This is a genomic window from Rhizobium sp. BK312 (assembly GCF_014193605.1).
In the GTDB taxonomy this organism is placed as follows: Bacteria; Pseudomonadota; Alphaproteobacteria; order Rhizobiales; family Rhizobiaceae; genus Rhizobium.
Genome location: NZ_JACHZP010000021.1, coordinates 1 through 15,872, shown reverse-complemented (window position 1 = coordinate 15,872; position 15,872 = coordinate 1). Strand labels below are relative to the sequence as shown.

General features: G+C 57.3%; 11 protein-coding genes and 1 pseudogene. 8 read left to right on the top strand and 4 right to left on the bottom strand.

Annotation, left to right across the window (positions count from 1 at the left end):
- Nucleotides 1-187: 187 nt before the first annotated feature.
- A pseudogene (locus tag FHT85_RS30285) lies at nt 188-454 on the bottom strand (transposase); the annotation flags it as partial.
- A gap of 205 nt (nt 455-659) precedes the next feature.
- Here FHT85_RS30285 and FHT85_RS30280 point away from each other — a divergent pair.
- The gene (locus FHT85_RS30280; protein WP_146746721.1) at nt 660-1,667 is read left to right on the top strand and encodes a catalase; all 1,008 of its coding nucleotides are present in this window, start codon (nt 660-662) and stop codon (nt 1,665-1,667) included.
- A gap of 125 nt (nt 1,668-1,792) precedes the next feature.
- Entirely contained in the window at nt 1,793-3,508 is a 1,716-nt protein-coding gene (locus FHT85_RS30275) for a thiamine pyrophosphate-dependent enzyme (protein ID WP_112412713.1), read from the top strand.
- Between the two features lie 188 nt (nt 3,509-3,696).
- Here the strand turns inward: FHT85_RS30275 and FHT85_RS30270 are convergent, their stop codons facing one another.
- Nucleotides 3,697-5,187, bottom strand: coding sequence for a mechanosensitive ion channel family protein (locus FHT85_RS30270; protein ID WP_112412712.1), 1,491 nt, complete (start codon nt 5,185-5,187; stop codon nt 3,697-3,699).
- A 239-nt stretch (nt 5,188-5,426) separates the two neighbouring features.
- Here FHT85_RS30270 and FHT85_RS31090 point away from each other — a divergent pair, with 239 nt between their 5' ends.
- A complete protein-coding gene (locus FHT85_RS31090; RefSeq protein WP_112412711.1) occupies nt 5,427-5,864 on the top strand; it encodes a DoxX family protein in 438 nt (145 codons plus the stop codon).
- 6 nt (nt 5,865-5,870) lie between these two features.
- Here the strand turns inward: FHT85_RS31090 and FHT85_RS31085 are convergent, their stop codons facing one another.
- The gene (locus tag FHT85_RS31085) at nt 5,871-6,371 is read right to left on the bottom strand and encodes a helix-turn-helix transcriptional regulator (protein WP_112412710.1); all 501 of its coding nucleotides are present in this window, start codon (nt 6,369-6,371) and stop codon (nt 5,871-5,873) included.
- 153 nt (nt 6,372-6,524) lie between these two features.
- On the bottom strand, nt 6,525-9,398 hold the full coding sequence (locus tag FHT85_RS30255; protein ID WP_162709790.1) for a winged helix-turn-helix domain-containing protein: 2,874 nt from the start codon (nt 9,396-9,398) through the stop codon (nt 6,525-6,527).
- Between the two features lie 529 nt (nt 9,399-9,927).
- On the opposite strand from FHT85_RS30255, the gene FHT85_RS30250 reads away from it, so the two are divergent.
- From FHT85_RS30250 to FHT85_RS30230, 5 genes are all read left to right on the top strand, one after another.
- Nucleotides 9,928-10,905, top strand: coding sequence for an efflux RND transporter periplasmic adaptor subunit (locus tag FHT85_RS30250; RefSeq protein WP_312861383.1), 978 nt, complete (start codon nt 9,928-9,930; stop codon nt 10,903-10,905).
- A gap of 50 nt (nt 10,906-10,955) precedes the next feature.
- Nucleotides 10,956-13,241 (top strand): ABC transporter permease, encoded by a 2,286-nt coding sequence (locus FHT85_RS30245; protein WP_246780161.1) that lies wholly within the window; start codon nt 10,956-10,958, stop codon nt 13,239-13,241.
- On the top strand, nt 13,231-14,211 hold the full coding sequence (locus FHT85_RS30240) for an HlyD family secretion protein (protein WP_112339057.1): 981 nt from the start codon (nt 13,231-13,233) through the stop codon (nt 14,209-14,211). The genes FHT85_RS30245 and FHT85_RS30240 overlap by 11 nt, the downstream gene beginning before the upstream one ends.
- Nucleotides 14,212-14,646: 435 nt before the next feature.
- Complete coding sequence (locus FHT85_RS30235) at nt 14,647-15,180, top strand: helix-turn-helix domain-containing protein (RefSeq protein ID WP_112339058.1); 534 nt, start codon at nt 14,647-14,649, stop codon at nt 15,178-15,180.
- A gap of 99 nt (nt 15,181-15,279) precedes the next feature.
- Complete coding sequence (locus tag FHT85_RS30230; protein ID WP_183775105.1) at nt 15,280-15,843, top strand: response regulator transcription factor; 564 nt, start codon at nt 15,280-15,282, stop codon at nt 15,841-15,843.
- Nucleotides 15,844-15,872: the final 29 nt, after the last annotated feature.

Here is a 15,872-nt window from a genome sequence, read left to right as displayed (position 1 = left end):
GGACGCTTACGCTGCCAACCCGTCAATCTCTAATCAGGTTGAGAGCCTGGCTGCCGCGTTCTGAGCAGCCGTGGCAATCGGTCGACGCGACTACCTCAAATTTTGCAACAGAACCCTCGAAAATAGGTCGTGATTAGTTTGGAGAATCTAACCCAAGTGCATCATTGCCGGTTTGCAGGGTAGGGGATCAGCCTTCTTCGTGCAAATGCGCCATGAAGACTTCGGCAGGTGTCTTGTAGCCGAGGCATTTTCTTGGCTGGTCATTGAGATGGCGAGTAAGGTGTATCAGGTCTCGCTGAGAGACTGGTGCTAGATCGGTATGGCCTGGCATGAAGCGGCGAATGCGCTTGTTGGCATTTTCGACGGCTCCTTTTTGCCAGGGTGCACTGGGGTCGCAGAACCAGCTTCGTGCACCGATGCCATCTTCCAAAGCCCTAAATCCGGCAAACTCGGTGCGTCCGGGACAGCATTAAATTCGTTGGCCATGTGAGCCTCATCCAAGACATTGGTATGCCTGTGCAGTATTTTCGGTCGCGCGCCGGTCCTCATGGAAACGGTGTAGCCGACCGGTCACAGCGAGCAGGCCCGAAGATTATTCGGGACCCTGGTCAGCAAATCGATATGTGGCTGCTCTTATTTGTTACGATGGACTGGCAGAGATGGAAGACGATTGGATCGAAATCTACGACGGCGGATCACCAGAGGCGGAAAAGGAAATTTTCCGCCAACTCGTCCAGAAAATGCTTGCTGTACAGGAGGCCAATCGGCAGAAGGCCGGAGCGGTTCATGCGAGAAGAGCCTTGCACGCAAAGGTAATCGCGGCCGTCTCGAACGCAGTGCTATCGATCGACGAAAACCTCCCAGGCAGCCTGCGCGTCAGTCATTTTCAGCCAGGTGCGTCGCTGGCTGCGACCGTCCGGTTTTCCAATGCCAGCGGCATCCCGCAGCCGGATGGTACTGCTGATATGCGCGGCGTGGCCATTCGTTTGGATACGGGGGAGGGAACGTTTCACGATCTCCTCATGACCAACTTTCCAGTGTCGCATGCTCGAAACGCGCGACAGTTTGTCGAATTTGCATCGATCGCTTCGGGTGACCGAGCGCTGATGATGGAGAGGCTGGAGCACACCTTTGGGAAGTCGGAGGCTATACGCCTCGTTGAAGCGATCGCCAAGGGCATGCGGCCTTGCCGCAGTATCGCACTTGAGCGCTTCTGGAGTCGTGGTGCGATTCTGTGGGGAACCGTTCCGGTACGGTTTAACCTTATTCCTGATGCCAGTGCTGCGGACGCATTTCTCGATACAGCCGTAGGCGGCGAGGGTCTTCGTGAAGAACTCGCGGCCAGGCTTGCGGAGCGTGAGTTAAGATATCGACTGGCGATCCAACACTATAAGAACGAGCTTGTCACCCCGATTGAAGACGGCGCGGTTGAGTGGACCGAGATAGCGTCGCCTTCAATCGAAATTGCGACGTTGCGTATACCAAAGCAAGACATTCAAGGGATCGAGGGAAGACATCAAATGTCTGCTATCGACGCACTGGCATTCAATCCGTGGAACGCGCCCGCGCAGTTTCGCCCCCTTGGAAACTTGAACCGAGCCCGACGTGACGTTTATGGAGCGACCGCTCACCATTGGCAGCGCCCCATGGCCACAAAGGATGGCTGACAAGGCGGACGGGACCTGTTGAAAATGGAGAATTCGGTACAAGAACGTCCTCTCAAAATCTTCGATAGTTCGCGCACGCGATAATTTCCCGGATTCGGGCGCGATCCAAGAACGTCGAGGAAAAAATGAGCAGAAAAGTCGCAGATCTTCTGGTGGAGGTTCTGGAGTCGGCTGGCGTGAAGGCGTGCTATGGCATTGTCGGAGATACGCTGAACAATATTGCCCACGCCATTGAACGCAGCTCCATCGAGTGGGTGCACATGAGGCACGAGGAGGCGGGCGCGTTTGCAGCCGCAGGACAGGCACTGCTCACCGGACAGCTGACAGCATGCGCGGGGACCTGTGGCCCGGGAAGCCTGCATTTCATTAACGGCCTCTACGAGGCGAACCGCAACCGCGCTCCGGTGTTGCTGATCGCGACGCAGATCGTTACGGCCGACATGGGGTTCGAGTCGATCCAAGAGGTCGACTTCACGAAGGTCTTCCAAGGCTGCAGTGTGTACTGCGAGACCATCCTTACCCCAGAGCATGCTCGCAAAAAAACCGTGGCGGCGTGTCAGGCCGCGCTGACGCGACGCGGTGTGGCGGTCCTCATCGTGCCCGTCGACATTGCGAATTCGCCGATCAAAGACGAGAAGCACTACACGGTGCATGTCTCCAGTCCAGTCATACGCCCATCCGATGCCGAACTCGACGAAATCGCGGCAATCCTTAACGAAAGCAATTCCATTGCCATCTACGCTGGCGCGGGCTGCGAGGGTGCCCACGATCTTCTGATCGAGACCGCGGAAAGACTGAAAGCTCCCGTCGCACATACAAGCCGAGGTAAGGACTTCGTCGAGCACAACAATCCCTACAGTGTCGGCATGACCGGCATCCTCGGTGAGCCGGCCGGATATCATGCGGTCCTCGATTGCAATACCCTCCTTTTGCTTGGGGCCGATTTCGCTTGGAGCCAGTTCTACCCGAAAAACGCCGACATCATCCAGATCGACAGGGACCCGACACATATCGGCCGACGTCATCCTGTAACGATCGGGGCGGTGGGGGATGTCAAGGCAACGCTGGAAGCCCTCTTGCCGCGGCTGATTGATCACGAAAGCCGTGCATTCTTGGACGAATACCTAACGCGGCACGCGAAGCACAAAGACGCGGACGCCAAGGAGCATCCTGCCGATCCGCACGGACTGGTATCGGGATCCTACCTCACCAAGGTGATCAACCGCCTTGCTTCCGAAGATGCCCTGATTGCGGCCGACGACGGCACGCCAACCGTGTGGATGCTCCGTCACATCGATACCCATGGAAAGCGGCGAACCTTTGCAAGCCTTCTCCACGGGACGATGGCTGGCGGGCTGGGCACTGCTATCGGGCTCCAGAAGTCAGCGCCCCACCGCCAGGTGGTATGCCTTGCCGGTGACGGCGGATTGAGCATGCTCCTTGGTGACATGCTTACAGTCGTGCAGGAGAACCTTCCGATCAAGATCGTTGTGTACGACAACGGAAAGCTCGGATTCGTCGAGATCGAACAAAAGGCAAGTGGGCTCATGCCCGTCTACACTGATCTCAGGAACCCAAACTTCGGGGATGTCGCCACCGCCATGGGATTGTGGGGCCGACAGGTAGCAATCGCTGAAGAACTTGAAGCTGGTGTGACTGAATGGCTTGCCCAGCCGGGGCCAGCCCTACTTCACGTGAAAGTCACACCCATGCAACTCGTAACGCCGCCTTCGCCAATGGTCGCACCGGAGGCGGCTCTGGGAATGGCTATCTACGGTGCGCGTGCCATCCTTCAGGGTAAGGGTCACGACCTCTGGGAGATGGTGACCGAAAACAGGTAGGTGGATGGCGCGGTGGCCACAGGTTCGCCGCGCCCACGCAGAACGCATTTCTGATCTGAAGTTGAGCCAGGCTCTTCACGCGGAGGCTCGTGCGTTTGCTCGCCGGTTTCGTTACTGGCCGTCTGTGACCCTCGGCAAGAGTGAAGGGGATTTCACTCATTTGAAGCGATCTACGACGCGCGATTTGCTCAGGACTGAAGTAGAAACAAGTGCCGTATTCGCGTGGTCAGAGATGTCGGATGAGAGTCCGCCCTGCCCACTTGAGAGCCGGCACGAGTTTCTTCGGCTTCAAGCCGGTGGGAAAGAAGCAGGCCGAGTTCCTCGGCAAGCGCGGGTCGATCACGCATCACGCTTGCGAGCGGTTGCTGGGGAACTTCATATACGACAACAAAGGAAAGAGCCCTGAAGGAATGAGGTTCTTCCAGATCCATCAAGACGCCGCGCTCCCCGAAACAGTCGCCCGGCGCCAGCCTTGCCAACTCCACTTTGTCGCCATCCTTCACGGTCTCCGCCACGACGACACCTCGCCTTATAATCAAGAGCGCGGAGGCTTTCGAATGCTGCTGTATGATCATCGCGTCTTTTCGATATGTTCGTCGCACCATGGTTGAGGACAGCGCCTCCTTCTCATCCTCGGTGAGCGTGCTGAACAGCGAAATGGCGCTGAGAAGGCGCCACGCAGATCCTGGATGCGGAGCGAGGGCGGGGTCCTTGTGGGAGGCGGCGGGCAGTGGGATGGGATAGTCTGCTGCGAATTGCAGATTTGCTGCCTTTGCGTGGCGGAAGAGAAGGTCATAGATCTCATTCTTCGCCAACATGGTGCGGTCGCGGCTCTCCACGCGGAAGGAAAGGTCAAGCGACATCGCCGATCCGTTGAGACCAGTTACCGCAACACTGGGCGCTGGCATAGGCATAATCCAGTTGCTGCTCAGCAGTACTGTTTGCATCACCGCCTCGATCTCGGAAGGTGCCTGCCCTGGAACGATCTTTACGCTGATTGTGACCGCCTGTGTTTGGTCGGGGCTGCTTTGATTGACAAAGCGCGATTTAGCAAGGCTGCTGTTCGGGATAACGATGATGTCGTTCGTTTCGCTTAGCAGGTGTGTGGACCGCCAGCTCGTCTCGACGACCCTCCCATGGGAGCCATCGTCTAGCACTATCCAATCGCCCACCGAATATGGCTTGCCGAGATTGAGAGCTATTCCCGAAAACACGTCTCCCAGGGTGTTCTGCAATGCCAAACCGAGAACGATTGCAAAGACCCCAGATGTTGCAATCAAGGTGCCGATTGGAGCATTGAACACATATGCCACGATCGAAAGGCCCGTCCCCAGATAGATAAGGCCCACTAGAAGATCCTGAAGCAACCGTCCCTCATGCGGTTTCCGCTCGAATATCAAAAAGGCACGGACGGTGTTTACAAGAACGGTCGCCACGGCCAGCCACCACGTGGTCTTAGCTATTGCGGTTGCGACACGTGTTTCTACGTCAGCCGTTGAGCCATCCGGCTCGTAAGGCTGGATACCGTGGCTCAGCAGAACCCAGGTAAGCAAACCGAGCAAGCCCAGGCTGGAGACCAACCTGCTCGATAGCTTCTTGCGGAAAAGCAGCCAGGTTATGCCATAGCCCGCGACAATAAGGGCGAATTGAAAAATCGGGTTGTCGTTTAAGTTAAACAAAGGCGCTACCTTGCCCGCTCGTTCGTGACGTTAACAGCAAAATATCAGCGGCCAGGGATAAAGCTTTGTACGAGGCTATCGCGTCATCGCGAAAGTCACGCGGCGCGGCGAGATCGACTGCACTTGCGACTTAACTTGTGCTGGTCTGACGTCACGCAGACCGATGGCTGTAGGCAGACTGGACATGACGCCACGCTCTCTTCAGACTGCGGCCGATAGATCAGCAGCCGGTACGCTTGATGACGAAGAGCTTCGAAACTTTTGCTAGCACATTGACTTCCCATCCCGTCCGAATGATAGGGCTCGCGCTTTTGTGTGCTCCGTATATCGTCATCGGGATAGACAAGCTCCTCGACCCGTCGTCTGGCGTAGATGAGATGTTGTCATACGGCCTTACTCCAGCGGGACCATATTCCGCGGTCGTGACGTTGATCCAGCTCGGTTGCTCCACGCTGGTTATCACTGGTTTCGGTCGATGGATTGGAGCTCTTATCCTCGCGGTCTTCACCGTGTGCGCGACCCTGCTCGCTGACGCTTTCTGGAATCAGCGACTTGGATTTCGCGGACCCCTTGCAGAGCCCTTCTTTGACCATATCGCTTTGTCAGGCGCGTTGCTCCTCGTCCCCTGGTATACTCTCCACAGGTACCGAACCGGACGGGAAGACGATTGGACATGATGACGACTACTTGACGAGGGTTCGACGCCAATGGGCGGGGGGTATTCCGTATTTGGCCCGGAACAGCCTGTTCAAGTGAGACTGGTCGGTGAAACCGCAGGTTTCGGCGATCTTGCCTAGGGGCTGGTCGGTAGATTGCATTTGTCTGACGGCCTGATCGAGGCGACAGTCCATTATATAGCTCTGAGGACTCCGGCCGAACGTCTGTTTGAAAGCGCGATGGAAGTGCCCAACGCTCCTTCTGGCCAAGGCGCTAAGTGTCAGATTATCAATCGGGAGAGCCAGATTTCTATCAATATAGCGGATAATGCGCCGTCGTTGCCATTCGATCAACCCGTTGGAACTTGAGCCTTTTTGCCTTTCGGCTATTGGAGCAGATCTCGTAAGATCGATTAATATCGGAGGCTGCACTTCAGAGCTTTGCTCATGCGTAGCTATTGCCGTAAAGGGCGACCCCGACAGGCTCCAAGTCCTAAACGAGGAGGAATGTGCCCTGAATTGTTTCATCTTTCCGCTCCGAATAGCCGCGCCTAGCTGCGCGGGCACAAGTGGAGCGAGAATGGCAAATGTCGTCAGACAGCAGTGTTAGAAATTGGCAGGGATGCGTTAGAATTTGTTTGAGTGGCTATCGGTTTATGAGCAAGCTCGATCGCCGAGGCATCAGTCGCCCTCGATGGACAGAAGAAGCGCGCGAGCCGCAATATAGTCCCGCGTCGCGAACCCCTCCTCGAAGCGGGAGAATACCGGTTCTAGGGCCGCGTGAGCTTTCCCATGGAACCCTTTTGACAGCAGGAGTTTTGCGGCGCTCGTGGCCGCTCGGAGCTGCCACGCAAGGGCGCCCTGACTTGCGGCGAGATTCATTGCGTCAATAAAGTTCTTCTCCGCGGACTTCTCATCCCCTCTGACAAGATGCACCTCTCCCGCGATCCGGAGAATTTCTGGCCGACACCAGTATTCCTGGTTCTGATCTTCAGTTTGGGCGGCGGTCAGGAATATTTCGCTCTCGATCAGTTGCCCGGCTGACGCGAACAGCTCAGCCGTCCAAGCTCTGAAGATGGGATGGAAAACCTTGTACTTGGAACGTTCAAGGAGGTTCAAACCGTGGGTGACGGTTTGAGCAATAACCTCCACCGGCTCCTGTTGCGCCCTGCAAAGCGCCGCAAGACAGATGGCAAGTCCCTCATAGCTTTCTATTGCGTTCTTGCGCGAATGCTCCAAAAGCTTGTTCAGTTCGGCTTCAGTGCTAAGAAAGTCTGACGTCGTAAGATAGCTGTTGAAGCCATGCCATGCGCCGGAGACGCAGGTCGTAATGGGATAATCGAGGAGCGAGGCCTCCGTGACGGAGAGGTTGCTAAGACGAAGAGCCTGATCTGCGAAACCTTGGGCCCAAAGCGCGTTTGACAGCACTCCAAGCGCGTCAACCTTACGATCATAGCCAATAAGGGCCAGCTGTGCTTGCCGGGATACTTCAACATCTCCGGCGAGACTTTGTTGAAGATGCGACCGCGCCTCCGAATGGTGGCCCATATGGTGTAGGCACAGGCCCATCATCCAGTCGCCCAGGGCGATGGAACCCCGATCGCCTGTGCCCTTGGCAACCTCAAGGCACCTTCTGGCGAGCTTCAGTGCCTTTTGGAAATCAGGCTCTCTTATCTGCTGGCCCCAAAGCGGCAGGAGAGCCGTCATCTGGCCTTCAACGTCGCCGATATGCTCCGCGATCGAAAACACTCGGGAAAAGGTTGCTTCGAACTCGTCTCCGATGCCCACCGTGAACATTAGGGAGGCGCCGAGAGCGATCTGTATCCGCATTTCCTGGCGCGGTTCGGCGCCTCCAGCTTGAAGATACCCTACCGCTTTCCTCATTAGCTCCCGGCATTCGACGAGAAGTCCGACGCCGAGCCAGATCTGCGCAGACGCCGCGGCCAGTCCGACCGCGACAGCTGGATCGCCGCTAGGGGAGAACGCCCAGTCAAGTGCAGCTCTAATATCGTCGAGATCCGCGATCGCACCGGACAGGTTACCGGCTTTTCGGCGGTCAAACGGCTCATTGCGTGCGAGCGTATCATGAATGAAGCGCGCGTGGCGAAAACGCAGGTTCGGAAGTTCGCCAACTTCTTCCAGCTTCTGCATCGCGTATGTCCGCGTGACGTCCAGCAGCCGATAACGGGGCCCGTCCTCCCGCGACACGTCCGCGCTGATCAGCGATTTTGCGACGAGGCTCCCGATCGCGGTTCCTATCTCAGTCGCGTCGAGATCTTCCGCAGACAGGACCGAAGTTACAGCGTCAATCGTGAAGGTGCCTACAAAAACAGCAAGGCGCGAAAGAACTTTTTTCTCAATTTCGGACAAGAGCGCAAAACTCCAGTCCAGTGTCGCATTGAGCGTCTGGTGCCGAGGCAGCGCAGTCCGTTGGCCCTGCCAAAGAAGGCTGAGCTTGTCCTGCAGCAGTTCGGTCAATCGTTTCATTCCGAACGCCGCCACCTGTCCTGCGGCGAACTCAATGGCCAAGGGCAGCCCATCCAGGCGCCTGCAGATCAAAGCGATTGCCTCGGCGTCTCCTTCCTGCATCACATAACCGTTCACAGACATCGAGACACGCTGAATGAAGAGCTGCACGGCCGGATAGGCCATCGGATCAGAGACTCTAGCGAGCGCTTTAGGGGGGAATGCAAGCGGCGCGAGGCGAAAAACGCACTCGCTCTCGACACGCAGGGGCTCGCGGCTGGTGGCTAATATTCTCACATCCCGAGCGACGGCGGCAATTCGATCGGCCACGAGCGCTACCGCATCGATCAGATGTTCGCAGCAATCGAAAATCAGGAGCAAACGGCGGCTCTCAAGCTGCGCTGCGATTGATGGCAGAGGATCGCTGGAATAAACGGGTATTCCTAGAGCCGCCGCTATCGCGCTTCCAACAAGTGTGGGTTCGGCAAGCGACCCAAAGTCCAGGAATAAAAACTCTGCGTCGCCTTCCTCCACGAGAGATTGCACAACCGCAACTGCTACGGACGTCTTACCGACACCACCAGCGCCGACCAGCGTCACAAACCGCTTATCCTTCAGGAGCGTGAGGATCGTCTCCACGTCCTTATCGCGGCCCAATAGCTTCAACCTTCGGACGGGCAGTCCCTGCGACAATGCCACCGCCCGAAGAGTAGGCGCGGGTGCAAGATCGGCGGGCGCTCTAGAAACACTTGCAATGAAGCGGTACCCTTGACCTTGAACCGTAGCGACGTAGGTCGGATTAGGACCGTCGTCCCTCAACGCCTTCCGGAGCGTGTTTACTTGAAACCGGAGGTTCCCCTCGTCCACGTTCACGTTCTGCCAGGCATGTTTCAGAAGTGCGGCCTTGCCGACAATCTCGTAGGCGTTGGCCACGAGAATGAGCAGGATGTCGAAGGCGCGGCCTCCAAGTTGTACTGGCACGCCATCCCGTTCGAGGCGCCGTGCGCTCGGCATCAGCCGGAAAGGGCCGAAGCTGAAGACGTCCTTGGACGTGAAAATGTCGTACCCAATGTCTTGAGCCGCCGTCATGCATTGTCCCCTGGAACAGTGCCGTGTCCGCCCCGTTTGGTGGGCATGGACCATATTAACGCAATTAGTATGATATATTGCAACAATCCCCGCTGATATCAAAACTGCGATTGTTTTATCAAGTAGCTCTGCGGGCGAGCGTTGCGTCGCTGCAACGTGATAGAAAGCGCGATGCCCTTTGACGGTGGGCAGATCGGCTCTCATTCGGCCGAAAGACGGCGTTTCTCGTCAAACTAATCATCGGTAACGTCAATTTTCTATCCTACGGAGCGGCGTTGTTTCTGCGAGCGAACAACGTCTTCTAACAACATCTAACGGGAGCAGTGTCCAGTCCTAGGTTACCGTCACTTCTGCCGCACGCCTCCTGGCTGGGTCGCCGATGCTGCGGGGTAGCGAGGTGAGGTCGGTTTTAGAACAGGTGGTGGGCTCGGTGGTGCAAGATCAATATGACCAGGAAACCGGTTCCACGACGGTCAGGTCCCGATCGGACCCTGCTCTGCAGGAAATCGAACCACGACCGCGAGCCGCCGTGGCTCCTGCGATCATCGTAGCACTTCTCATCGGAAGTATCGTATCGACCACCGCCTGGTTCCTGATGGTGCCACAGCCGCTTATTATTCAGGGTGAAGCCGATGCGACGAGGATCGACATTGCCGCGAGGGTGGACGGAAAAGTAGCTAAGCGTCCTGTCGAACGAGGAGACAATGTCGACAAGGGCCAGCTTCTTTATCAAATTGCAAACCCGGAACTGCTGACCAAGCTTGCAGAAGAGAAAGCCGCGAAGGCCTCGGCTGAGGCATCTCTAGCCAACATCGATGCCGGAACGCGGCAGGAGATCATCTCGCAAAGGTCTGCGGCGGTCGAAGCTGCACGGGCAAACGCTGTCCTCGCCCAGCAGACCTATGACCGAACCAAGCAGATTGTAAGTGCTGGCAGTGCGCCAATCCAACGTTTGGACGATGCGACCAACTCCCTGGTCGTCGCACAGCGTGCTGGGGAGCAAGCAAAGCTCGCTTACGAAGAGGCGGTAAACGGATACACCAAGGAACAGCGCGAGATCGCTGCAGCGGCGGTGTCGCAGGCTCAGGCGGCCATTGATACGGTTCAGGCCCAGGTCGATGAGCTGAATGTCTTTGCCCCGGTCAAAGCCCAAGTCTACCAGATTGGTGCGGAAAGCGGAGAATATGTTTCGCCCGGCGTGCCACTGTTGTCATTGGTCGATTTGTCGGACGTGTGGCTGACGTTTGATCTTCGTGAGGATCTCGTGAAGGGCCTTAAGGTGGGTGACCGCTTCAAAGCCAAGGTTCCAGCGCTGGGTGATCGAGAGATAGAGGCGGTGGTAAAAGTCATCGCGACGAAGGGAGAATATGCCGACTGGAGGGCCACGCGCGCAACAGGTGACTTCGACTTGCGCACGTTCGAGGTCCGCGCCTATCCGGATCCCCCGCTGCCGGAGCTGCGACCGGGAATGAGCGTTTATGCAGTCCCACCGGGCGAGCAGAAATGAGAATGGCGCTCCCGGGAGTTCTGTGCGTTGCTCACCGCGAACTACGGTGGATGATACGGGACAGACTGGCGATCATGGTCGCCGTCGCCGTTCCGCTGATCGGGTTCGCCATTCTCGGGTGGACTTTCAGCCATGCCGTCGTTCGCGGTCTGCACATCGAGGTCGTGGACAGCGACCGGACGCCGACGTCAACGGAATATGTTCAGGCTATTGGATCGGCACCAGGCGTCACTGTTGAGTCCCGATCCGGAGATCTCACTGAAGCACTTCACTCGATCCGATCTGGCAGGGCAATAGCGGCCGTCTATATTCCTTCCGAGTTCGAGCGCGATCTTCTTTCACTGAAGCGGCCGCAGATCGTGACCTTTTACAATCGTCAGTTCTACTCACCAGGCAATAGCGCATCGAGTGCCATCTCCGCTGCGGTCAATGCTGAAACGGCCAGGCTGGTCTCGAAGCTGAAGGTCAGGGGCGCGGCGTTCGCGCGTGGCCAACTTGTTGCCGAGCAGTATGTTCTCAGCAATCCAGCTCTAAATTATGCGCAGTTCCTGCTTCGAGCGATCCTCCCGACGGTGCTCCACGTCGCGGCAGCGATCGCAGGGGGATATGCCGTTGGATCGGAGTTCGCAACAAGGGATCCCGGGGAATGGCTGCGTACTGCCGGAGGAAGCCCGCTTGCCGCAATCGTGGGAAAGCTGCTGCCGCTTCTCGGGCTATTCACCGTCATCATGGTCGGGACAGCCGTCATCGTCGACGGACTCTATCAGGTGCCCTTCAGAGGGAACGCGATATTGATGGCGGGGTCGGCTATCCAACTCCTTATCGCGTACCTTAGTCTTGGAGCGCTCCTTCAGCTGCTAGTGCGCAACCTCGGTGTCGGCCTTAGCCTGACCGGAATTATATGCTCGCCCGCGTTTGGATTTTCGGGTGTGGGCTTTCCGCTCCTTGGTATGAACTGGTTCGCCCGAGGGTGGGGAGACTGCCTTCCGCTGCGATGGTATATCCAGATCCTGATCGATCAAGCCATCCGTGGCCTCCCGCCATACAACTCCGTGACACCTTTCGCGGTGCTTGGCGGATTGGCGACCTTGTATTTCGGGCTGGCGTGGCTGAGGCTGAGGAGCCTGAAGAACTTATCCCGACCTGTTGCTCCACCACCCCGTCAACCTGCGGTTCCGCTTCGCTACGGGATCGGGGCCTCGATGTTTCGCGAGCTGAAATCTGTGATGAATAACAAGAGCGCGCTAGGCATGTTCCTGATCGCGCCGGTCATCTATGGCGTCCTTTATCCGCAGCCTTATCTAGGTCAGGTTCTGAAGAGAATCCCGATCGCGGTCGTCGATCAGGACCGTACCGAGCTGAGCAGGGATATCGTCGAAGCTCTGAACGCTGACGAGGCGCTCAGTGTCGATGTCCGGGCGAGCACGCTGGCTGAAGCCCAGAAGGCACTCGACGAGCGGAAGGTATTCGGAATCATTGGTGTCCCTCCGGATACGGAAAAGGAAATCCTCAAGGGCAATTCAGCCCGACTTCCCACCTACGTCGATGCCGCCTATTTCATGATGTACACACGCATGCAGCTCGGCGTCTCCGAAGCAATGCAGGCAACCAATACCGCAATAGCGGCGTCGGGCGCGAGGTTGGAAGGTAGTCTTGCACATGCAGCGGTGACGAGGGCATCTCCCGTCGAAGCCGTCGCCGAACCGCTATACAATCCAACGGGCGGGTACGCGAGCTACGTCGTTCCTGCCGCATTCATGCTGATCCTGCAGCAAACCGAATTCATGGCGATCGCCGCTATCGGCGGCGGGATTTTCCAAATCGGCGGCATCGCGGCCAGGAGAGAGCGATCCCGCCCCAGGGCGATTATCGGGCAGGCCCTTGCTCACCTGATCCTGTCACTTCCCGCGTTCGCCCTTTTCCTCATTGTTCTTCCACATGTCTACGGTTTCTCGACCCTTGGCAGCCCGCTTCACTTGCTGGTCATGGTCATACCCTTTGTCCTGGCGACGAGCTTTCTGGCTCAGCTCGTCGGCAGCTGGTTCAAGCGGGGTGAGAGCGCGATCATACTCTTTGTCGCCACAAGCCTGCCACTGTTCTTCATGGTCGGCATTTCATGGCCCGCCGACTCCATTCCTTCGGTGCTCCGCTCCTTTAGCCGCTTGTTTCCAAGCACTTCTGCGATCGACGGGCTCGTTCGCATCAATCAGATGGGCGCGACCATCACCGACGTTGCAATCGACTGGAGGTTTCTCTGGTTGCTGGTGTGCGTCTACGGGATCCTCGCTATCGGAAACGGCCTGATCCGCAACACGGTGACACACCATGACGCATGAACGATTGTCCGGGCTAGTTCTTCCAGTCGCAATCCTGCCGTTTGCAGCAGTCGCGCTTTGCTCATGGCAGCTTCCATTCGGGGTGCAAGCCCCACCGCAGATCATCGGGGTCGTTCGCGAGACGGAAATCAGAATTTCCCCCGAGATCAATGCTCGTCTGGAGAAGGTGCTGGTGCGGGCCGGCAACGCTGTTCACGCGGGTCAGCCCGTCGCAGTCCTGTCGAGCCCGGAGACTGCGGCGGCTGTTGATCAGGCTACATCGGCGGCTGCCAAAGCAAGAGCGGATCGGGCAAACGTCTATGCCGGCGTGCGCCAGGAAGAGATAAACATATCGACCCAGAATGTTCGGATTGCAGAGGCCAATGTCGATCTCGCTGCCCAGGAATTCGAACGGGTGACCAACCTTGCCAAACATGACGCTTCTTCGCAGCAGAAGATGGAAGAGGACGTCGCAACGCTTGCAAGCGCCAGGGCAAACCTTGCTTCCCTCCGGGCCATCCTGCTCATGAACCAGAACGGTCCGACGAACGAAGAGCGGCGGATCGCCGACTCCAACGTATTGCGCGCAGACGCTGTCACGGATGATGCGCGGGCAGTTCTTGCAAAAACCATGTTGTTCGCGCCAGTCGACGCTACAGTCGGCACGATCGTGGCCAATGTCGGAGAAATACTTTCGCCCGGACAGTCGACCATGACGCTCTATGCCGGTAAGCGGCGCTTTGCAACGTTCACCGTTAGGGAGGACCAGTTGCAGGGGATGGTACCCGGATCCAGTGTAAGTCTGGTCACAGCAAGTGGGAAGTCGCTGGCAGGTAAGGTGACCGAGCTTCGAGCCCTCGGAGAATTCGCGACCTGGAAAGCCGCGCGGGCTGTGGGTGACCACGACCTGAATAGCTTCCTGGTTCGAGTTGATCCGAACGAAGCTTCGGACGATCTAAAGCCGGGAATGACGGTCTGGGTTTCACGCTAAGTAATGTGCGGGTCAAGAGCTCGCTGTAGAGGAAAGCATCCGCGGAGCAGGACAGCTGATGGTGCTGAGCGACGCCGGGGCCCAGCTAAAGCGAAGGCCTCCGCACTACCCATTTGCCCCTCCGGCGGCGCGCACGCCTTTGGGGTGCAGGTCGCAGTGCTGTCATTCAGATCGTCATCCACGGGCGTGACGACGTCGCCTACGGTGCGTTAAACCGCCCTCGGTCAGAGAGGCGCTGAATTAGACGGAGATCGGGAAGCTGGAATCGCCTTCGAGGTCGTGGGCGTATCGCGACACCCGCGGCGACGTTCTTTCCACAATCGGAGACAACTTCCTCTAACAATTTCTAATGATCGTGAGCCACGTCTAACGAGCGAGCGGGCTCATACTTTGTCAAAGTCCCCTCTGGCTGGAGCCTCCAAACGAGGGACGAAAATGGAAAAGCATCTTGAACAAGCCACTGAAAGCCCCGTCCATGATGATTTCGCGGAACTAGTGACCGGCTTGCTCGAGCGGGCGCACCTGGACTTCGAAAGAGATCGTCATGCCGCTTCTCGTTTCCTTCCGGGCGCTACTCTGTTGGAAGGGGAACGGACGCGGCAGAAATCCCATGAACCTACACGGCAAAGGGGAGGTCTTTCGGGGTGGCAAGTCAAGAAGATCCGAGCCTTTATCGACGAGCGACTGAATGCTCCTATACGGATCAGCGAGCTTCGAGATCTGGCACAGCTCAGCACCGGACACTTCTATCGAGCCTTCAAGCAGGCTTTCAATCAGACCCCGCATCGGTACTTGATGGTGCGAAGGGTCGAGAGGGCACGCAAAATGATGCTGGATACATCGGAAAGCCTCGCCGATATTTCCTTGGCTTGCGGCTTCACGGATCAGGCACATCTCTCAAAGCTCTTCAAAAATGAGTTTTGCCAAAGCCCTGCGGCATGGCGTCGGACACTACATGAGCCGCTCTAGGCCCCCGCCAGCAGGGCGGCCATTTCAGGCGCATGAGCATAAGCCGTCGAAATCAGATTTTCCGATCCCAACGCGATTGTCCAACGTGAGATTTTTGAGATGGAGAACCCAGCAATCGGGACATTCATTGGGAGACCGACCCGCGAGGGAGCCGAACCTTCGATCTTAGTGGTCGACGATGACGTCCGGCTCTTCAGCAGATTGCAAAGCGCCTTCCTTGAGTACGGATTTGCCACCGAGCACTGCGGTTCGATCACCGATGCGGTAGATACCTTCAATGCGCGGTGCTTCGATGCGCTCGTCACCGAATTGGTAGTAGGGGGCGAAAGCGGCGTTACCTTTATCAAGGCGGTGGCATCAGCCGCGAAAGAAACCCCACTCGTGGTCCTGACGGCGTACGGTAGCATCGGCGCGGCTGTCACATCCATCAAGCTCGGCGCACGAAACTTCCTTATCAAGCCTGCCGAGACCGAGGATATTCTTGAGGGTCTGGAGCTCCTAGGGCGGGCGAAATTCGACGCTGAAAGAGCATTGAGGACTCCGCAATTGGTGCGATGGGACCACGTGCTGACAATTTGGTTCTGTTGCAAAATTTGGGGTAGTCGCGTCGACCGATTGCCACGGCTGCTCAGAACGCGGCAGCCAGGCTCTCAACCTGATTAGAGATTGACGGGTTGGCAGCGTAAGCGTCC

What these genes read in the sequence shown, in the direction of transcription:
- FHT85_RS30240 (WP_112339057.1), top strand. Translation starts at nt 13,231, where the DNA reads ATGACGCATGAACGATTGTCCGGGCTAGTTCTTCCAGTCGCAATCCTG.
- FHT85_RS30280 (WP_146746721.1), top strand. Translation starts at nt 660, where the DNA reads ATGGAAGACGATTGGATCGAAATCTACGACGGCGGATCACCAGAGGCG.
- FHT85_RS31085 (WP_112412710.1), bottom strand. Translation starts at nt 6,371, where the DNA reads ATGAAACAATTCAGGGCACATTCCTCCTCGTTTAGGACTTGGAGCCTG.
- FHT85_RS30245 (WP_246780161.1), top strand. Translation starts at nt 10,956, where the DNA reads ATGATACGGGACAGACTGGCGATCATGGTCGCCGTCGCCGTTCCGCTG.
- FHT85_RS30235 (WP_112339058.1), top strand. Translation starts at nt 14,647, where the DNA reads ATGGAAAAGCATCTTGAACAAGCCACTGAAAGCCCCGTCCATGATGAT.
- FHT85_RS30230 (WP_183775105.1), top strand. Translation starts at nt 15,280, where the DNA reads ATGGAGAACCCAGCAATCGGGACATTCATTGGGAGACCGACCCGCGAG.
- FHT85_RS30275 (WP_112412713.1), top strand. Translation starts at nt 1,793, where the DNA reads ATGAGCAGAAAAGTCGCAGATCTTCTGGTGGAGGTTCTGGAGTCGGCT.
- FHT85_RS31090 (WP_112412711.1), top strand. Translation starts at nt 5,427, where the DNA reads ATGACGAAGAGCTTCGAAACTTTTGCTAGCACATTGACTTCCCATCCC.
- FHT85_RS30255 (WP_162709790.1), bottom strand. Translation starts at nt 9,398, where the DNA reads ATGACGGCGGCTCAAGACATTGGGTACGACATTTTCACGTCCAAGGAC.